This window comes from Williamsia phyllosphaerae (assembly GCF_014635305.1).
Lineage (GTDB): Bacteria > Actinomycetota > Actinomycetes > Mycobacteriales > Mycobacteriaceae > Williamsia_A > Williamsia_A phyllosphaerae.
In genome coordinates this window covers 929,662-943,942 of sequence record NZ_BMCS01000002.1, presented here as the reverse complement: position 1 = coordinate 943,942, position 14,281 = coordinate 929,662, and the positions used below count along the sequence as shown (strand labels likewise).

Genomic DNA, 14,281 nt, shown 5'->3' with positions numbered 1-14,281 from the left:
TTTGTGGATCTCTTGTTACTGACAGCCGATCCCACCCCTGAGTCCGTCTTGCCGTCGTTGTCACTGCTGGCTCACACAGTTCGCGTCGTTCCCACCGAGGTGTCTTCGCTCATGGAGGCGGGCAACGCCGATGTGGCTATCGTCGATGCCCGGACCGATCTGGCCGCCGCCCGTGGCCTGTGCCGGCTGCTCGGCAGCACCGGGTCGTCGGTGCCGGTGGTCGCCGTCCTCACCGAGGGCGGGTTGGTCGCGGTCAACGCGGAGTGGGGGCTCGACGAGTTCCTGCTGCCGAACACCGGCCCGGCCGAACTCGACACCCGTCTGCGTCTGCTGGTGGTGCGCACCAGGGGAGTGGCCGCCGAGGAGTCGAGCGGCAAGGTCTCCCTGGGTGACCTGGTCATCGACGAGGGCACTTACACCGCGCGGTTGCGTGGTCGTCCCCTCGACCTCACCTACAAGGAGTTCGAGCTCCTGAAGTACCTGGCGCAGAACGCCGGTCGGGTCTTCACCCGCGCACAGCTGCTGCAGGAGGTGTGGGGGTACGACTTCTTCGGTGGCACCCGCACGGTCGACGTCCACGTCCGACGCCTGCGCGCGAAGCTGGGCCCCGAGCACGAGGCGCTCATCGGCACCGTCCGCAACGTCGGTTACAAGGCGGTCCGCCCGAGCCGCGGTCGCGGCGAGTCCCCCGAGGGCCCGACCCCGGACGAGCCGGACCCCGACGACGAGTCGACCGACACCGATTTCGACGACACCGTCCTGAGCCCGATCAGCAATGGCAACTGAGTCCGCCGGGTCGGACGTCGAGATTCTCGACGACCTCGATCCCTCGACCGCATCGGCGGCCCGTGATCTCGTCGCCCGTGTCGCCAGAATCGACGGCGTGGACGGTTTGTCCGAACAGGCCCGCGCGGCAATCGATTCCGGCGGTGTCACCCATCTCGTGCGGCGCTCGCCCGACGACGGCTCGCTGGCCGGCTACGCCAACATCACCCCGGGGCGCGACGACGAGCCACCGATGATCGAGGCGGCCGTCGATCCCGATCACCGACGCCGCGGCCACGGCCTCGCGCTCGTCCGATCCGCGTTCGACACCGCCCCCGACCCCGCGCGCATCTGGGCGCACGGCGACCTGCCCGGCGCGAAGGCGCTGGCCGCGACGCTGGACCTCATCGCCCTGCGCGAGCTCCTCTCACTGCGCCGTCCCCTCGGCGATCCCGACAACCCGTTGCCGCCGTTGGACATCCCCGACGACCTGGTGTTGCGGACATACGAGGGCAGTGGCGACGACGCCGAGATCCTCCGAGTGAACAACGCCGCGTTCGACTGGCATCCCGAGCAGGGTGGCTGGGGAAAAGACGAGATCACCGCGCGAACGGGGTCAGACTGGTTCGACCCCGAGGGCTTGTTCCTGGTCTTCGACCGCACCGACCCGAAAACACTGCTGGGCTTCCACTGGACGAAGGTGCACCCCGCGGTGACGAACCCGGATGGGGACGACGAGCCGGCACTGGGCGAGGTCTACATCGTCGGCGTCGACACCGGCACGCAGGGTCGCGGCCTCGGGCGGATCCTGACCCTCGCGGGTATCCGGTACCTCGAGGACACCGGCCTCGGTGAGGTCGAGTTGTACGTCGAGGGCGACAACGCCGCCGCGCTGCACACCTACGCGCGGCTCGGCTTCACACAGCACTCCATCGACGTCGCCTACGGCTGAGAGACCGGGAACCCGCGCGTTCCCGGTCGGCCGCGGGTGTGTCCTTGCTCACCCGATTTCGTTGCCTCTGTAAACGGTCCTCACCTGGACCAATGGTGTGTGCCGGGTGTTGGCCGACCGACCACGTTGATCGCCGATCTATTCACCGCTCGTTCACCTTCAGTCGGCGGTCCGTCCACCACCGCGCCCTAACTTTCACTCCAAGAGCAAGCACCAGCACACAACGGAGGACCTTGGCGTGAAACTCAACCTGAGCTCGGCTGCCCGCAGCGGCGGAGTCGCCGCGAGCATCGTGGTCGCGGCCGCACTCACCTTGTCGGCCTGCAGCGGCGGTGGCGGAAGCGATTCCGGCGACGCCAGCAGCGACAACAGCTTCAGCGGCCAGGCCGTCAGCGGCGAGGGTTCCACCGCCCAGCAGAAGGCCGTGGAGAAGTTCCAGGACGTTCTCGCCAGCAACGGTGGCATCGTCCTCAACTACACCGGTAGCGGCTCGGGCGACGGCGTCAAGAAGTTCCTGAGCAGCGACGTCGACTTCGCCGGCTCGGACTCGGCGCTCAAGACCGACGAGGCCGCCACCGCCAAGACCCGCTGCGCGGGCAACGACGCATGGCACATCCCGCTCGTCGCGGGCCCGGTCGCCATCGCCTACAACCTCGACGGCGTCGACGACCTGGTCCTCAACCCCAGCGTTCTCGCCAAGATCTTCGACTCGAAGATCACCACCTGGAACGACCCGGCCATCGCTGCGCTGAACCAGGGCAAGACCCTGCCGTCGGAGAAGATCGTCCCGGTCCACCGCAGCGACAGCTCGGGCACCACCGACAACTTCCAGCGCTTCCTGCAGGACACCGCCAAGGCGGACTGGCCGTACGAGCACGACAAGGCGTTCAAGGGCCAGGGTGGCTCGGCCGCCTCGAAGTCGACCGGCGTCGGTGACACCGTGAAGAAGACCCCCGGCTCGATCACCTACGTCGAGTGGGGCTTCGCCGAGCAGAACAAGCTCAGCCTGTCGAAGGTCGACTTCGGTTCGGGCGCAACCGAGCTGACCTCGGAGACCGCGGGCAAGGCGCTGGAGAACGTGTCGTTCAAGACCCCCGGCTCGAAGGATCTGCAGGTCGACACCGACAAGCTCTTCGCCACCAACACCGCCGGCGCGTACCCGCTGCTGCTCACGACCTACGAGATCGTGTGCTCCAAGGGCTACACCGGCAACAAGGGCGCGGTCCTGAAGTCCGCCTTCACGACCATCCTGAACAGCGGCCAGGAAGGCCTGGCCGACGAGGGCTACGTCGCCCTGCCGGAGAGCTACAAGACGACCCTGCAGGGAACCGTCGACGCACTGAGCTGACCCGGACTTCCGGGCCAGATCGAGAACGACATCTGACGCCCGCGGGGCCGCACACATTGCGGCCCCGCGGACGCAGTTGAGAGACTTGGGGGACATTGCTCATGACCGAAGTGCACGGTGGCAACTTGCGCGCCGGCCAGACGGCTGACTCAGAAGGATCCATGACGTCATCGATCAGCGGCCCGGACCCGATGGCCGGCGTCGCACCCGGCCCCGCCCCGACCGGGGACAGCGCCGACAAGCCCGACGCCGCGGGCAAGGGGTCGGTCATCCGACTCGGCGACCGCATCTTCCGGACCCTGTCGGTCGGCTCGGGCATCGTCATCTCGGTCCTGATCGCGTTGATCGCGATCTTCCTGGTCATCCAGGCCGTTCCGGCGCTGCTGAAGAACTCCGAGAACTTCTTCACCTACACCGGTGACTGGGTCACCTCGGGTGACGAACTCCAGTTCGGTATCGCCAACCTCTTCTACGCGACACTGGTCGTGTCGGTGATCGCGCTGGTCCTCGCCATGCCCATCGCGCTCGGGATCTCGATCTTCCTCACCCAGTACGCGCCGAGGCGCCTCATCGGACCGATCACCTACCTGGTCGATCTGCTCGCCGCAGTGCCCTCGATCGTCTACGGCCTCTGGGGCATCCTGGTTCTCGGGCCGGCGCTCGTGCCCCTGGACCAGTGGCTGGTCGACAACCTCTCGTTCCTGCCGTTCTTCCAGGAACCGACGCAGATCGCCAACCTCTCCACTGGTGGCACCCTGCTCACCGCGGGAATCGTCCTCGCCGTAATGATCCTGCCGATCATCACCGCGGTCACCCGCGAGGTCTTCGTGCAGACCCCCACCGCGCAGCGCGAGGCCGCACTCGCCCTCGGCGCGACCAAGTGGGAGGTCGTCCGGGTCTCGGTGCTGCCCTTCGGTTTCTCCGGCTACATCAGCGGCTCGATGCTCGGCCTGGGCCGCGCCCTCGGCGAGACGATGGCGCTGCTGCTCATCATTTCCACTGCGGGTCCGCTGGACTTCAACCTGATGGAGAGCGGTGAGACGTTCGCGACCAAGATCGCCAACAACGCCGCCGAGTTCGACTCGCCGATCAAGACCGGCGCCTACATCTCCGCCGGCCTGACCCTGTTCGTACTGACCTTCATCGTCAATGCCGCGGCCCGCTCGGTCGTCGCCGGAAAGGCGAAGTCATGACTGCCACCCTCGAGAGCCCCAGCCTGGGCCCGGTGAAGCGGGACGCATCCGGCTTCACCAAGGTCAACGGCCGACGTAAGGTCACCGACCGGACCGCCCTCGTGCTCGTCTCGGCGGCGCTGCTGATCGCGCTCGCGCCGCTGGTCTGGTTGCTCGTCACCCTCGTCGTCCGGGGCATCAGCCCGATCCTGTCCGCCGACTGGTGGCAGTTCGACGAGCTGCACGGCGGCGCGTTCAACGCGATCGTCGGCACCCTCCAGCAGACGCTGCTCGCGGCGGTCATCTCGATCCCGGTGGGCATCTTCGTCGCCATCTACCTCGTCGAATACGGCAACAAGTCGCTGCTGGCGCGATTCACCACCTTCATGGTCGACATCCTCTCCGGTGTCCCGTCGATCGTCGCCGCGCTGTTCATCTACGCCGTGTGGCGCACCACCCTCGGCCTGCCGCGTTCCGGTTTCGTCGTGGCGCTGGCCCTGGTGTTGCTGATGATCCCGATCGTGGTGCGCTCCACGGAGGAGATGCTCAAGATCGTCCCGCAGGATCTGCGCGAGGCGTCCTACGCGCTGGGTGTGCCCAAGTGGCGCACCATCGTCAGCATCGTCCTGCCGACGGCGCTCTCGGGAATCGTGACGGGTGTGATGCTCTCGGTTGCGAGAGTCATGGGTGAGTCCGCGCCGGTGTTGATCCTGGTGGGCTCCACCCGAGCGGTCAACAACAACCCGTTCGAGGGCAACCAGCAGTCGCTCCCCCTGATGATGGTGCAGCAGTACAACAACGGTCCCGACGCTCTCGACAAGGTCTGGGGCGCGGCGTTGACCCTCGTGCTCATCGTCGCGGTGATCTACTTCGGCGCCAAGCTCGTGTCCCGCCTGTTCGCCCCCAAGAAGGCCTGACGCCTCTCCGACGGCCTATCGGCCCCACAGACATTCGAACGACTCGAACGAAAGCGACACCATGGCAAAGCGTCTCGACCTCAAAGACCTGAACATCTACTACAGCGCGTTCCACGCCGTGAAGGACGTCAGCCTTGATGTCCCGCCGCGCTCCATCACCGCCTTCATCGGCCCGTCGGGCTGCGGCAAGTCGACGGTCCTGCGCACGCTGAACCGCATGCACGAGGTCACCCCCGGTGCCCGTGTGGAGGGCAAGGTGCTGCTCGACGGTGAGGACATCTACGGCCGCGCCGTCGACCCGGTGAGCGTCCGCTCCACCATCGGCATGGTGTTCCAGCGCCCGAACCCGTTCCCCACCATGTCGATCCGCGACAACGTCGTGGCCGGCCTGAAGCTGCAGGGGCTGCGCAACAAGAAGGAGCTCGACGAGGTCGCCGAGCGCAGCCTGCGTGGCGCGAACCTCTGGGAAGAGGTCAAGGACCGTCTGGGCAAGCCCGGTGGCGGCCTGTCCGGTGGACAGCAGCAGCGGCTGTGCATCGCCCGCGCGATCGCGGTCTCACCCGAGGTCCTGCTCATGGACGAGCCGTGTTCGGCGCTCGATCCGATCTCGACCCTGGCCATCGAGGACCTGATCACCGAGCTCAAGAAGGACTACACGATCGTCATCGTCACCCACAACATGCAGCAGGCTGCACGCGTGAGTGACCAGACGGCGTTCTTCAACCTTGCCGCTACGGGCAAGCCGGGCCAGCTCATCGAGGTCAACGACACCGAGACGATGTTCTCCAACCCCGAGCAGCGCGCCACGGAAGACTACATCTCCGGCCGCTTCGGCTAGACCCGCAACGAACACAAAGCCCCGGTCCTCCAGGAGGACCGGGGCTTTGTGTTCGTTCGTGTGAGGCCCTGGCGGGCAGATCAGGCCTGGGCCTGCTGCTGCCCCTCGAGGAACTGCTCGGGGGTCTTGCCGGTGGACTGGAACACCACGCGCCGACCGATGAGGACGGCGTGGTCGGCGAAGCGCTCGTAGTACCGGCCCAACAGTGTGACGTCGACGGCCGCGGCGACGCCGTGGCGCCACTCACGGTCCATCAGGACGGTGAACAGGTGCCGGTGCAGGTCGTCCATCGCGTCGTCGTCGGCCTGCAGTCGGAGGGCGTCGGACGGGTCCTGGCTGTTGAGAACCTCGCGGGCGTTCATCGCCAGTGCCACGGCGAGACGACCCATCTCGGCGAAGTAGCCGTTGACCTCCTCGGGCAGCGCCTTGGCCGGGTGCCGGCGACGGGCGACCTTGGAGACGTGCAGCGCGAGCGCACCCATCCGGTCGACGTCGGCGACGATCTGGAAGCCGCTGACGATCGCGCGGAGGTCGCCGGCGACCGGTGCCTGCAACGCGAGAAGGGCGAATGCCTGCTCCTCGGCCTGCGCCGAGAGACGGACGATCTGCTCGTGATCGGATATGACGCCCTCGGCTACGGCGAGGTCGGCCTGGAGAAGTGCCTGTGTGGAGCGCTCCATGGCGACACCGGCAAGCTGGGACATGTGTCCCAGGATGCGGTTCAGGTCAGCCATCTGCTCGTGGTACGCGGTACGCATGTGCCAAGGGTACTGGTGACGGCGAAGCGAACGGTTCTATCCCGGTGAACGCGTGGTGAACGGGGTGCGGATACCTGCGATCCGACCCATCCGCAGCCCGATCAGCCGCTACAGGAGGTGTCCGCCCCGTTGGTGACGCTGAGGTCGCTGGGCAGGTCGATCGCCTCGGACGACTGGGGATTCTCGGTCACCGTCAGCCGCGTTCCCGCGTCGGGAACCGGCCGCAACTCGCCCGGGTAGTCGCTGCCGAGGAGCACCTCGACGCCGGACTTGACCGTGCGGTCGGGCTGGATGACCGCTCCGGTGATCATTGACGCGACGGTCGCCGCGGCGGCCTGCTGACCCGGTCCGTAGCGCACGACCGTGGCGGTCTGGTTCTCTGACGCGTCGGCGACACCGCGGACGTCGAAGCCGAGTTGCGACAGGCTGTCGGACACCCGCGATGCGAGGCCGGGGGTTCCGGTGCCGTTAAGCACCCGCACCCCGACATTGCCCGGGGACGCAGCCGATGCGGTCGCCTGCGTCGGGGCCTCGGGAGTGGTGGACGTGGGTGCGGTCGCACTGCTCGAGCTGGAGGACGACGACGGCGAGGACGACTTGGGAGCGGCGGCCTTCTGCTCGCCGGGCAGCTGCTCGTCGTTGATGATCGCGTCGAAGATCGCGTTGATGTCCTCGGTGCGCGGGATCTCGTTGTTCGACCCGTCGGTCGTCGTACCCGACGTCGGCGTCGTGAGGAAGGTGACGCGACCGGCCTGCAGACCCTGCAGCGACTGCCCGAGGTTGATCAGGTCCTGCGTGTTCACCTGGTCGACGAAGCTGTTCTTGATGAACGTGTTGATGATGCCGTTGAGCTTGACCGGGTTGGACAGCACCTGGCCCGACAGCATTCCGCGGAGCAGCGACGACAGGAACAGCTGCTGGCGTTTGATGCGGCCGTAGTCACCGTTGCCCTCGGTGTCGACGGTGCGCGCACGCACATAGTTCAGCGCACGCTTTCCGGTGACCTTCTGCGTACCCGGCTTCGACAGGATCTGTCCGAGTTCGTAGTCGTAGAGCGGGGTGGGGGAGCACACCTGCACCCCACCGAGCTTGTTGACGACCTGCTCGAAGCCGAAGAAGTCCATGGCGATGAAGTGGTTGATGTTGAGACCCGACAGCTGCTGGATGACCTCGACGGCGCACTTCGGGCCGCCGTCGCCGTAGGCGGTGTTGAGCTTCGCTCCGGTCTCGGCGGGGACCACATCGCTCGTGTAGGTGCCGGTGTTGTTGTCCCAGCCTGCGCACTGCGGGCGGTCGATCTGCAGGTCTCGGGGGAACGACACCGCGACCACGCGGCTGCGGTTGGCCGGGATGTTCACCAGGATCACGGTGTCCGAGCGGGCACCCTCGGCGTCGGCGGTGGTACCCGCTCCGACCTTGCCGTTCTTGCCGACGCGGGTGTCGGTACCGACGATCAGATAGGTCTGGTCGCCGTACTGCGCGTCCTTGTTGCGGATGTTCTTGTCGTTGGCGTTGACGGCCTCGATGGTGCGGAACTCGCCGTTCGTGGCACGCAGGTAACCCCACACGGTGCCGGTGCCGACGAGCGCCAGCACGCAGCCCACCGCGACGAGGACCCGACCGGCAGTGGTCGCGGCGTGGCGGCGGTGTTGGCGTTTGGCGGCCTCGGCGAGCCGGTCGTCACTGGGCGGCAGCACGGCCGGGCCGGCGTTGCGACGGCGACGGTGACCGCTCGCCCGGGTGTCGGTGTCCGACGGCGCCGGAGCGGCCGGGACCGGCGCGATCGTCTGCGTCGCGTCGTCGTCGATGTCGGCGGGACGGGGGGTGGACGGCCGTGACCTGGGCGGGGTAGGTGTCGCAGGCGCCGACGGTGTGGCGCCCGAGTCCGCGGAGCCGGCCGCGGGCCGGCCCGCCGAGGACTGTCCGGACTGCTCCATCTGGCGGAGCAACTCGGCGACGGTCAGACGCTGGGTGCGTCCTCTCGGGACCCCCACGCGACCGGCGGGTTCCCGCAGGACATCGTCGGATGGTCGGTCGAGGCGGCGTCGTATGTCGTCGCGGATGTTGTCGGGCGTGGAGCCGTCCGGGCGCGCGTCCGACGGGCGGTTGCTGTCCCTGGGGGGACGCGGAGGTTCACCCGAATCCTTGGATTCGGGAGTGTGGTCGTCGCTCACCGAACTCCTCCGCTGTCAATGTCTCGCCAATGGTACGGGCAGGAGGCGGTATGACCGAGTGGGAGCGGTTTCCGGCGGGGCTGCACTAACCGCCCGAGTGCATGATCTCGGCGCCGGCGGGGACCGCGTCGTCGTCGGGATCGTCGAGCCACCCGTGCGGGAGCGCGACCGCGGCGGGTGATCCCTGCCGTCCACGCGGACCGTGCCCGTCGAGGGGGAAGGGTGCGTCGGCGGGCAGGGTGCCGACCAGATCGATCAGCTGGTTCACCGTGGTCACGAGCGCGAGGTCGCGACGTATGTCGGAGCCGACCGGGAAACCGCGGAGGTACCAGGCGACGTGCTTGCGGATCTCCCGCATGCCCTTGTCCTCGCCGTGGTGATCGGCGAGCAGGCGGCCGTGTCGGACGATGATCTCGCCGACCTCACCGAGGTTCGGCGGTGTGGGACAGGGCAATCCGTTGAGTTCGGCGCTCAGTTCGGCGAACAGCCACGGACGACCGAGGCACCCGCGACCGATGACGACGCCGTCACATCCGGTCTGCTCCATCATCGCGACGGCGTCCGGCGCCTCGAAGATGTCGCCGTTGCCGAGCACCGGTACGTCGGTCACGTGGTCTTTGAGCCGGGAGATCTCGTCCCAGTCCGCGCGCCCGGAGTACCGTTGCGACGCGGTACGGGCGTGCAGCGCAACTGCTTTCACGCCCTCGGCGGCCGCGATGCGACCGGCGTCGAGGTGGGTGTGGTGCTCGTCGTCGATACCGATGCGGAACTTCACCGTGACCGGGACGTTCGTGCCCTCGACGGCACGGACCGCTGCGGCGACGATGTTCTGGAACAGCTTGCGCTTGTACGGGATCGCGGACCCGCCGCCTTTGCGGGTGACCTTGGGGACCGGGCAACCGAAGTTCATGTCGATGTGGTCGGCGAGGTCCTCGTCGACGATCATCTTGGCCGCGGCGTAGGTGTACTCGGGATCGACGGTGTAGAGCTGCATCGACCGCGGGTTCTCGTCGGGGGCGAACGTCGTCATGTGCATCGTGGTCGGATGCCGCTCGACGAGCGCTCGGGCGGTCACCATCTCGCAGACGTAGAGGCCCGAGACGGTGCCGGTGCGCGCGAGCTCGAGTTCGCGGCACAGCGAGCGGAACGCGACGTTGGTGACACCGGCCATCGGCGCCAGCACCACCGGGCTCTGGAGATCGAACGGACCGATCGACAATCCTGGACGCACCGACGCCGAGACCGCCGCGTCGGAGGTCTCCGGTGCGGCGGTCGGGGTGTCGATCAGCGTGGTCAGGACGACCTCACGAAGCCCGTGCCTCGCGCTTCGCGGCCTCACGGGCCAACGCGCGATCACGCATCTCTTCGAACTTGAGGGTGTCCTCGCCGAGCTTCTCGACGAAGGCGCCGAGGCGCTCCTGGTCGGCCTGGCCCTGTGCGCCGAAGTCGTCGCGGTCGAAGACGTTGAGCTTGCGCAGGATGGGCAGGACGACCTCTTCGTGGTGCTGACGGAGGTCGTAGATGCCGTGCTTGGCCATCAGCACGCCGTGGCGACGGAAATTGGGCATGCCCGCGCCGGGCATCTGGAAGTTGCAGATGACGTCGGTGACCGCGCGCATGGTCTGATCCGGCGCGAGATCCATCGCCGCCGCGACGATGTTGCGGTAGAAGATCATGTGCAGGTTCTCGTCGGCCGCGATGCGCTGCAGCATCCTGTCGGCGATGGGGTCGTTGCAGGCGCGGCCGGTGTTGCGGTGCGAGACGCGGGTCGCGAGCTCCTGGAACGTCACGTAGGCGACGGTGTGCAGCAGGCCGAGCTCGCCGCCGTGGGCCTCGACCTCGTCGGCGCGGTCGCCGCCGACTCCGACCGAGGTGAAGCTGTTGGTCATGTGGATCATCCGCGCCTCTTCGAGCGCGACGGGGTCGACACCTCGGGTGACCACCAGATAGTCGCGCATGGCGAGACCGTGGCGGTTCTCCTCGGCGGTCCACCGGCCCACCCAGTGGCCCCAGGCGTCGTCGGTGGAGAAGTTGTTGGCGATCTCCCGGTGGTACGAGGGCAGGTTGTCCTCGGTCAGCAGGTTGGTGATCATGGCCGCCTTGGCGACGTCACCGAGTTCGGACTGGTCGTCGGAGTAGTCGACGCCACCGAGGGCGGCGAAGTTCTTGCCCTCGTCCCACGGCACGTAGTCGTGCGGGTTCCAGTCCTTGGCCACGGCCAGGTGGCGATTCACGTTCTCCTCGGCAACCGGTGACAGCTGCTGCAAGAGCTCGAGCTGGGTGAGATCGCGTGCCATGTACTTCAACCCCTTCGACAACGTGCGTGATCAAGGATCAAGACTACGGGACCGACCTGGGTGACCCAACTTTTCGCAACGGTGTCGTGACGAATACCAACGACGCTCAGGCGAAGTAGGAACCCGTGGTCGACATCCAGGCCCGGGCCTCGTCGGTGAGGGTTCCGAGTTCCTTCGCCCGGACACACCAGGTCATGGCGGCGCGACCGAATTTCATGGGGTTGTATACGTCCTCCTCGCACGACCACAGGCCGTCGCCGGCGTACGTGAGGATGGTGATGTTCGTCGCGGTGATCACCGAACCGTCGCCCGGGTCGCGCAACGGGTTGTCGATCTCGCAGATGACGCGCGCCGTGGCCGGATCGGTGACGTGCCACAGCGACGGGAACGCGACCATGTGGTTACCAGGGAAGCTGCCCATCGTCTTCTTGATCCACGGGCGGATCTGCTCGCGGCCCTTCATCGTCCCCATCGCGTGCTCGATGTAATCGGCGTCGGCGGTGAACTGCTCGGCCCACGGGTCCCATTCACCGGCCGCGGCGCACCGCTCGGTGGTCTGCTCGAATTCCTGGAAAGCAGCGGTCAACTCATCGGTGTCGAAGCGGGGAGTCATGACCCGCACACTAGGCGATCAAGCGCTCGCTTGGTCGAGTTCTATGCCGGGTCGAGGATCCGCTTGAGGAAGGTCTTGGTGCGCTCGTTGCGCGGTGCCCCGATGACATCGGCGGGGGTTCCGCGCTCGACGATGGCGCCGCCATCGATGAACAGCACCTGGTTGCTGACCTGTTGGGCGAACCGGATCTCGTGGGTGACGATCACCATCGTCGTGCCCTCGACGGCGAGGTCCTTGATGACACCGAGGACGTCACCGACCAGTTCCGGGTCGAGCGCGGAGGTGGGCTCGTCGAACAGCACCACGGTGGGTTTCATCGCCAGTGCGCGCGCGATGCCGACGCGCTGCTGCTGACCGCCGGACAGTTGATGGGGGAGTTGCTCGGCCTGCGCGGCCAGCCCGACCCGCTCGAGCAGCGCGTGGGCATCACCGCGGGCCTCCTCTGCGTCGCGTTTCTGCACGATGACCGGCCCCTCGGTGACGTTCTGCAGCACCGTCTTGTTGGGGAAGAGATTGTGCGACTGGAACACCATGCCGCTCTGCAGTCGGTACCGCGCGAGCAGCGCGTTGTCGGCCCGGGTGAGCTTGCGTCCGGATCCGAGGCCCTTGCGCGGCTTCCCCAGGGCGGCGAAGTCGACACTCACCTCGCCGATGCGGATCACGCCCGCGTCGGGGATGTCCAGTGCGTTGAGCGACCGGAGCATCGTGGTCTTGCCCGACCCGGACGGACCGATGATCACGGTGACCGATCCGGGGGCGACGGAGAAGTCGTTGTCGCGCAGCACCTGGATGGGCTCGCCTTTGGGACCGTCGAACGACTTCGTCAGGCCGGTGACCTCGACGACGTCGGTGCCATGAAGGGTCTTCGGTTCGGTCATGTCGCCACAAACTTTCTGAGCCGGGTCTCGAGATTGGATTGACCGAAGGACAACACCAGGCAGATCACCAGGTAGTACACCGCGGCGGCGGCGTAAAGGGGCAGGTAGTCGAACGTCGGTGCCGCCGCCTCCTGAGTACGCCGGAAGAGCTCCAGAACCAGGATCGTCGACGCCAACGACGTGTCCTTGACCAGTGAGATCAGCGTGTTCGACAGCGGCGGCACCGCAGTCCGCGCCGCCTGCGGGAGGATGATGCGGCGCAGCGTTGTCCGGTAGTTCATGCCGATGGTGGCCGCGGCCTCCCACTGGCCCTTGTTGATGGACTCGATCGCGGCACGGATGATCTCGGCCGCATAGCCACCGACGTTGAGGCTGAATGCAACGACCGCGGCTGGGAACGGACTCACCACGATGTTCAACTCGGGCAGTGCGTAGAAGATGATGAACAGCTGCACCAGCAACGGCGTGCCGCGAATGATGGAGATGTACAGCGCGGCGATGCTGCTGACGACCCGCCGATTCGACATCCGTGCGATGGCCACGCCGAGCGCGATGGCGAGGCCGATGACGAAGCTGATCGCCGTCAGCGGGATCGTTCCTGTGATCGCTGCCTTGAGCATGGGGACCAGATTGCGGCGCACCACGTCCCACGTCGACGACGATGACGCAGTTGCGTTGAAGTACTTCGCGTAGGTCTTGTCGAGGGTGCCGTCAGAGCGAAGAGCGGTGATCTGCTCGTTGATCGCCGGCATCATCTGCGAACCCTTGCGAGCGGCGAACACCTGCCTGCTCACGTCCGGCGTCGTGGCCGCGACGTGAAGGCTCGTGTTCTTGCTGGTTCGCAGGTAGTCCTTGACGGTCAACTCGTCGTTGACCGTCGCCTGTACGCGGCCCTGATCGAGCAGGTTGATGGCCGTCGTGAAACCGTCGACCGACACGACGTTCGCGCCTGCAGCCTTGGCGATCTCGGCGTAGTTGCTCGTCAGCGACTGTGCCGATGTCTTGCCCCGGAGGTCGGCGACCGACTTGATCGAATCGTCGTCGGTCTTGGCGACGATGACGCCTGCTGACTCGACGTAGGGGTCGGACAGGTCGTACTTCGCGGCGCGCTCGTCGCTGTAGGAGATCTGATTCGCGATGACGTCGAAGCGACCTGCCTCGAGCGCGGGGAACAAGCTGTCGAAGGGGGACTCGACGAACTTGATCTTCAGACCGAGTCGATCGGCGATGTCTGTGATGACGTCGACGTCGAAGCCGGTGAGCTTGCCGGTGTCGTCGTGGTAGGTGAAGGGCGAATACGTCCCTTCGGTCCCGACGGTGAGGACGCCCGGCTCGACGGTCGGGAACGCCGGTGCGGCGTCGGCACGCGAAGCCACTGCGGTGGAGCCCGCGATCACGGCCAGCAGCATCGTCAGGATCAGCAGCGGGAGCGTGATCGATCTACGCAGCGCGTGCGATCTGAAGGTCATGCCTCATCCAAGCAGCACAGCGCTGGGTCAGTGCACCATTGCTCGCTGACCGCGCGGAACTTTCCGCCGACCGTGCCGAAAACCCCCGGGCACTGGCGGG

Annotated in this window: 13 protein-coding genes; 6 read left to right on the top strand and 7 right to left on the bottom strand. The window is 66.8% G+C overall.

Going from position 1 to position 14,281, the window contains the following annotated elements:
• Positions 1–3: 3 nt before the first annotated feature.
• From IEV93_RS18345 to pstB, 6 genes are all read left to right on the top strand, one after another.
• On the top strand, positions 4–786 hold the full coding sequence (locus IEV93_RS18345; RefSeq protein ID WP_188491488.1) for a winged helix-turn-helix transcriptional regulator: 783 nt from the start codon (positions 4–6) through the stop codon (positions 784–786).
• Entirely contained in the window at positions 776–1,717 is a 942-nt protein-coding gene (gene mshD, locus IEV93_RS18340) for a mycothiol synthase (protein WP_188491486.1), read from the top strand. Before IEV93_RS18345 ends, mshD begins: the two co-directional genes overlap by 11 nt.
• Positions 1,718–1,955: 238 nt before the next feature.
• Positions 1,956–3,065: a phosphate ABC transporter substrate-binding protein PstS gene (gene pstS / locus IEV93_RS18335; protein ID WP_229705298.1), complete on the top strand. Its 1,110-nt coding sequence runs from the start codon at positions 1,956–1,958 to the stop codon at positions 3,063–3,065.
• 161 nt (positions 3,066–3,226) lie between these two features.
• Complete coding sequence (gene pstC, locus IEV93_RS18330) at positions 3,227–4,258, top strand: phosphate ABC transporter permease subunit PstC (protein WP_188491484.1); 1,032 nt, start codon at positions 3,227–3,229, stop codon at positions 4,256–4,258.
• Entirely contained in the window at positions 4,255–5,154 is a 900-nt protein-coding gene (gene pstA / locus IEV93_RS18325; protein WP_188491482.1) for a phosphate ABC transporter permease PstA, read from the top strand. Before pstC ends, pstA begins: the two co-directional genes overlap by 4 nt.
• Before the next feature lie 61 nt (positions 5,155–5,215).
• Positions 5,216–5,992: a phosphate ABC transporter ATP-binding protein PstB gene (pstB, locus tag IEV93_RS18320; RefSeq protein ID WP_188491480.1), complete on the top strand. Its 777-nt coding sequence runs from the start codon at positions 5,216–5,218 to the stop codon at positions 5,990–5,992.
• An 80-nt stretch (positions 5,993–6,072) separates the two neighbouring features.
• Here the strand turns inward: pstB and phoU are convergent, their stop codons facing one another.
• The 7 genes from phoU to IEV93_RS18285 all read right to left on the bottom strand — a co-directional run bounded on the left by phoU (position 6,073) and on the right by IEV93_RS18285 (position 14,181).
• Positions 6,073–6,750: a phosphate signaling complex protein PhoU gene (gene phoU, locus IEV93_RS18315; RefSeq protein ID WP_188491478.1), complete on the bottom strand. Its 678-nt coding sequence runs from the start codon at positions 6,748–6,750 to the stop codon at positions 6,073–6,075.
• 101 nt (positions 6,751–6,851) lie between these two features.
• A complete protein-coding gene (locus IEV93_RS18310) occupies positions 6,852–8,924 on the bottom strand; it encodes an LCP family protein (RefSeq protein WP_229705297.1) in 2,073 nt (690 codons plus the stop codon).
• A gap of 85 nt (positions 8,925–9,009) precedes the next feature.
• The gene (dusB, locus tag IEV93_RS18305; protein ID WP_229705325.1) at positions 9,010–10,095 is read right to left on the bottom strand and encodes a tRNA dihydrouridine synthase DusB; all 1,086 of its coding nucleotides are present in this window, start codon (positions 10,093–10,095) and stop codon (positions 9,010–9,012) included.
• Positions 10,096–10,228: 133 nt separating this feature from the next.
• Complete coding sequence (locus IEV93_RS18300) at positions 10,229–11,221, bottom strand: acyl-ACP desaturase (protein ID WP_188491476.1); 993 nt, start codon at positions 11,219–11,221, stop codon at positions 10,229–10,231.
• Between the two features lie 106 nt (positions 11,222–11,327).
• On the bottom strand, positions 11,328–11,834 hold the full coding sequence (locus tag IEV93_RS18295; protein ID WP_188491474.1) for a nuclear transport factor 2 family protein: 507 nt from the start codon (positions 11,832–11,834) through the stop codon (positions 11,328–11,330).
• A 41-nt stretch (positions 11,835–11,875) separates the two neighbouring features.
• Positions 11,876–12,712 carry an amino acid ABC transporter ATP-binding protein gene (locus tag IEV93_RS18290; protein WP_188491472.1) on the bottom strand — a complete coding sequence of 279 codons (837 nt, stop codon included), beginning with the start codon at positions 12,710–12,712 and terminating at the stop codon, positions 11,876–11,878.
• Positions 12,709–14,181, bottom strand: coding sequence for an ABC transporter permease subunit (locus IEV93_RS18285; protein ID WP_229705296.1), 1,473 nt, complete (start codon positions 14,179–14,181; stop codon positions 12,709–12,711). Before IEV93_RS18285 ends, IEV93_RS18290 begins: the two co-directional genes overlap by 4 nt.
• Positions 14,182–14,281 lie beyond the last annotated feature (100 nt).

What these genes read in the sequence shown, in the direction of transcription:
- mshD (WP_188491486.1), top strand. Translation starts at nt 776, where the DNA reads ATGGCAACTGAGTCCGCCGGGTCGGACGTCGAGATTCTCGACGACCTC.
- pstC (WP_188491484.1), top strand. Translation starts at nt 3,227, where the DNA reads ATGACGTCATCGATCAGCGGCCCGGACCCGATGGCCGGCGTCGCACCC.
- pstA (WP_188491482.1), top strand. Translation starts at nt 4,255, where the DNA reads ATGACTGCCACCCTCGAGAGCCCCAGCCTGGGCCCGGTGAAGCGGGAC.
- pstB (WP_188491480.1), top strand. Translation starts at nt 5,216, where the DNA reads ATGGCAAAGCGTCTCGACCTCAAAGACCTGAACATCTACTACAGCGCG.
- phoU (WP_188491478.1), bottom strand. Translation starts at nt 6,750, where the DNA reads ATGCGTACCGCGTACCACGAGCAGATGGCTGACCTGAACCGCATCCTG.
- dusB (WP_229705325.1), bottom strand. Translation starts at nt 10,095, where the DNA reads ATGGCCGGTGTCACCAACGTCGCGTTCCGCTCGCTGTGCCGCGAACTC.
- IEV93_RS18300 (WP_188491476.1), bottom strand. Translation starts at nt 11,221, where the DNA reads ATGGCACGCGATCTCACCCAGCTCGAGCTCTTGCAGCAGCTGTCACCG.
- IEV93_RS18295 (WP_188491474.1), bottom strand. Translation starts at nt 11,834, where the DNA reads ATGACTCCCCGCTTCGACACCGATGAGTTGACCGCTGCTTTCCAGGAA.
- IEV93_RS18290 (WP_188491472.1), bottom strand. Translation starts at nt 12,712, where the DNA reads ATGACCGAACCGAAGACCCTTCATGGCACCGACGTCGTCGAGGTCACC.
- IEV93_RS18285 (WP_229705296.1), bottom strand. Translation starts at nt 14,181, where the DNA reads ATGACCTTCAGATCGCACGCGCTGCGTAGATCGATCACGCTCCCGCTG.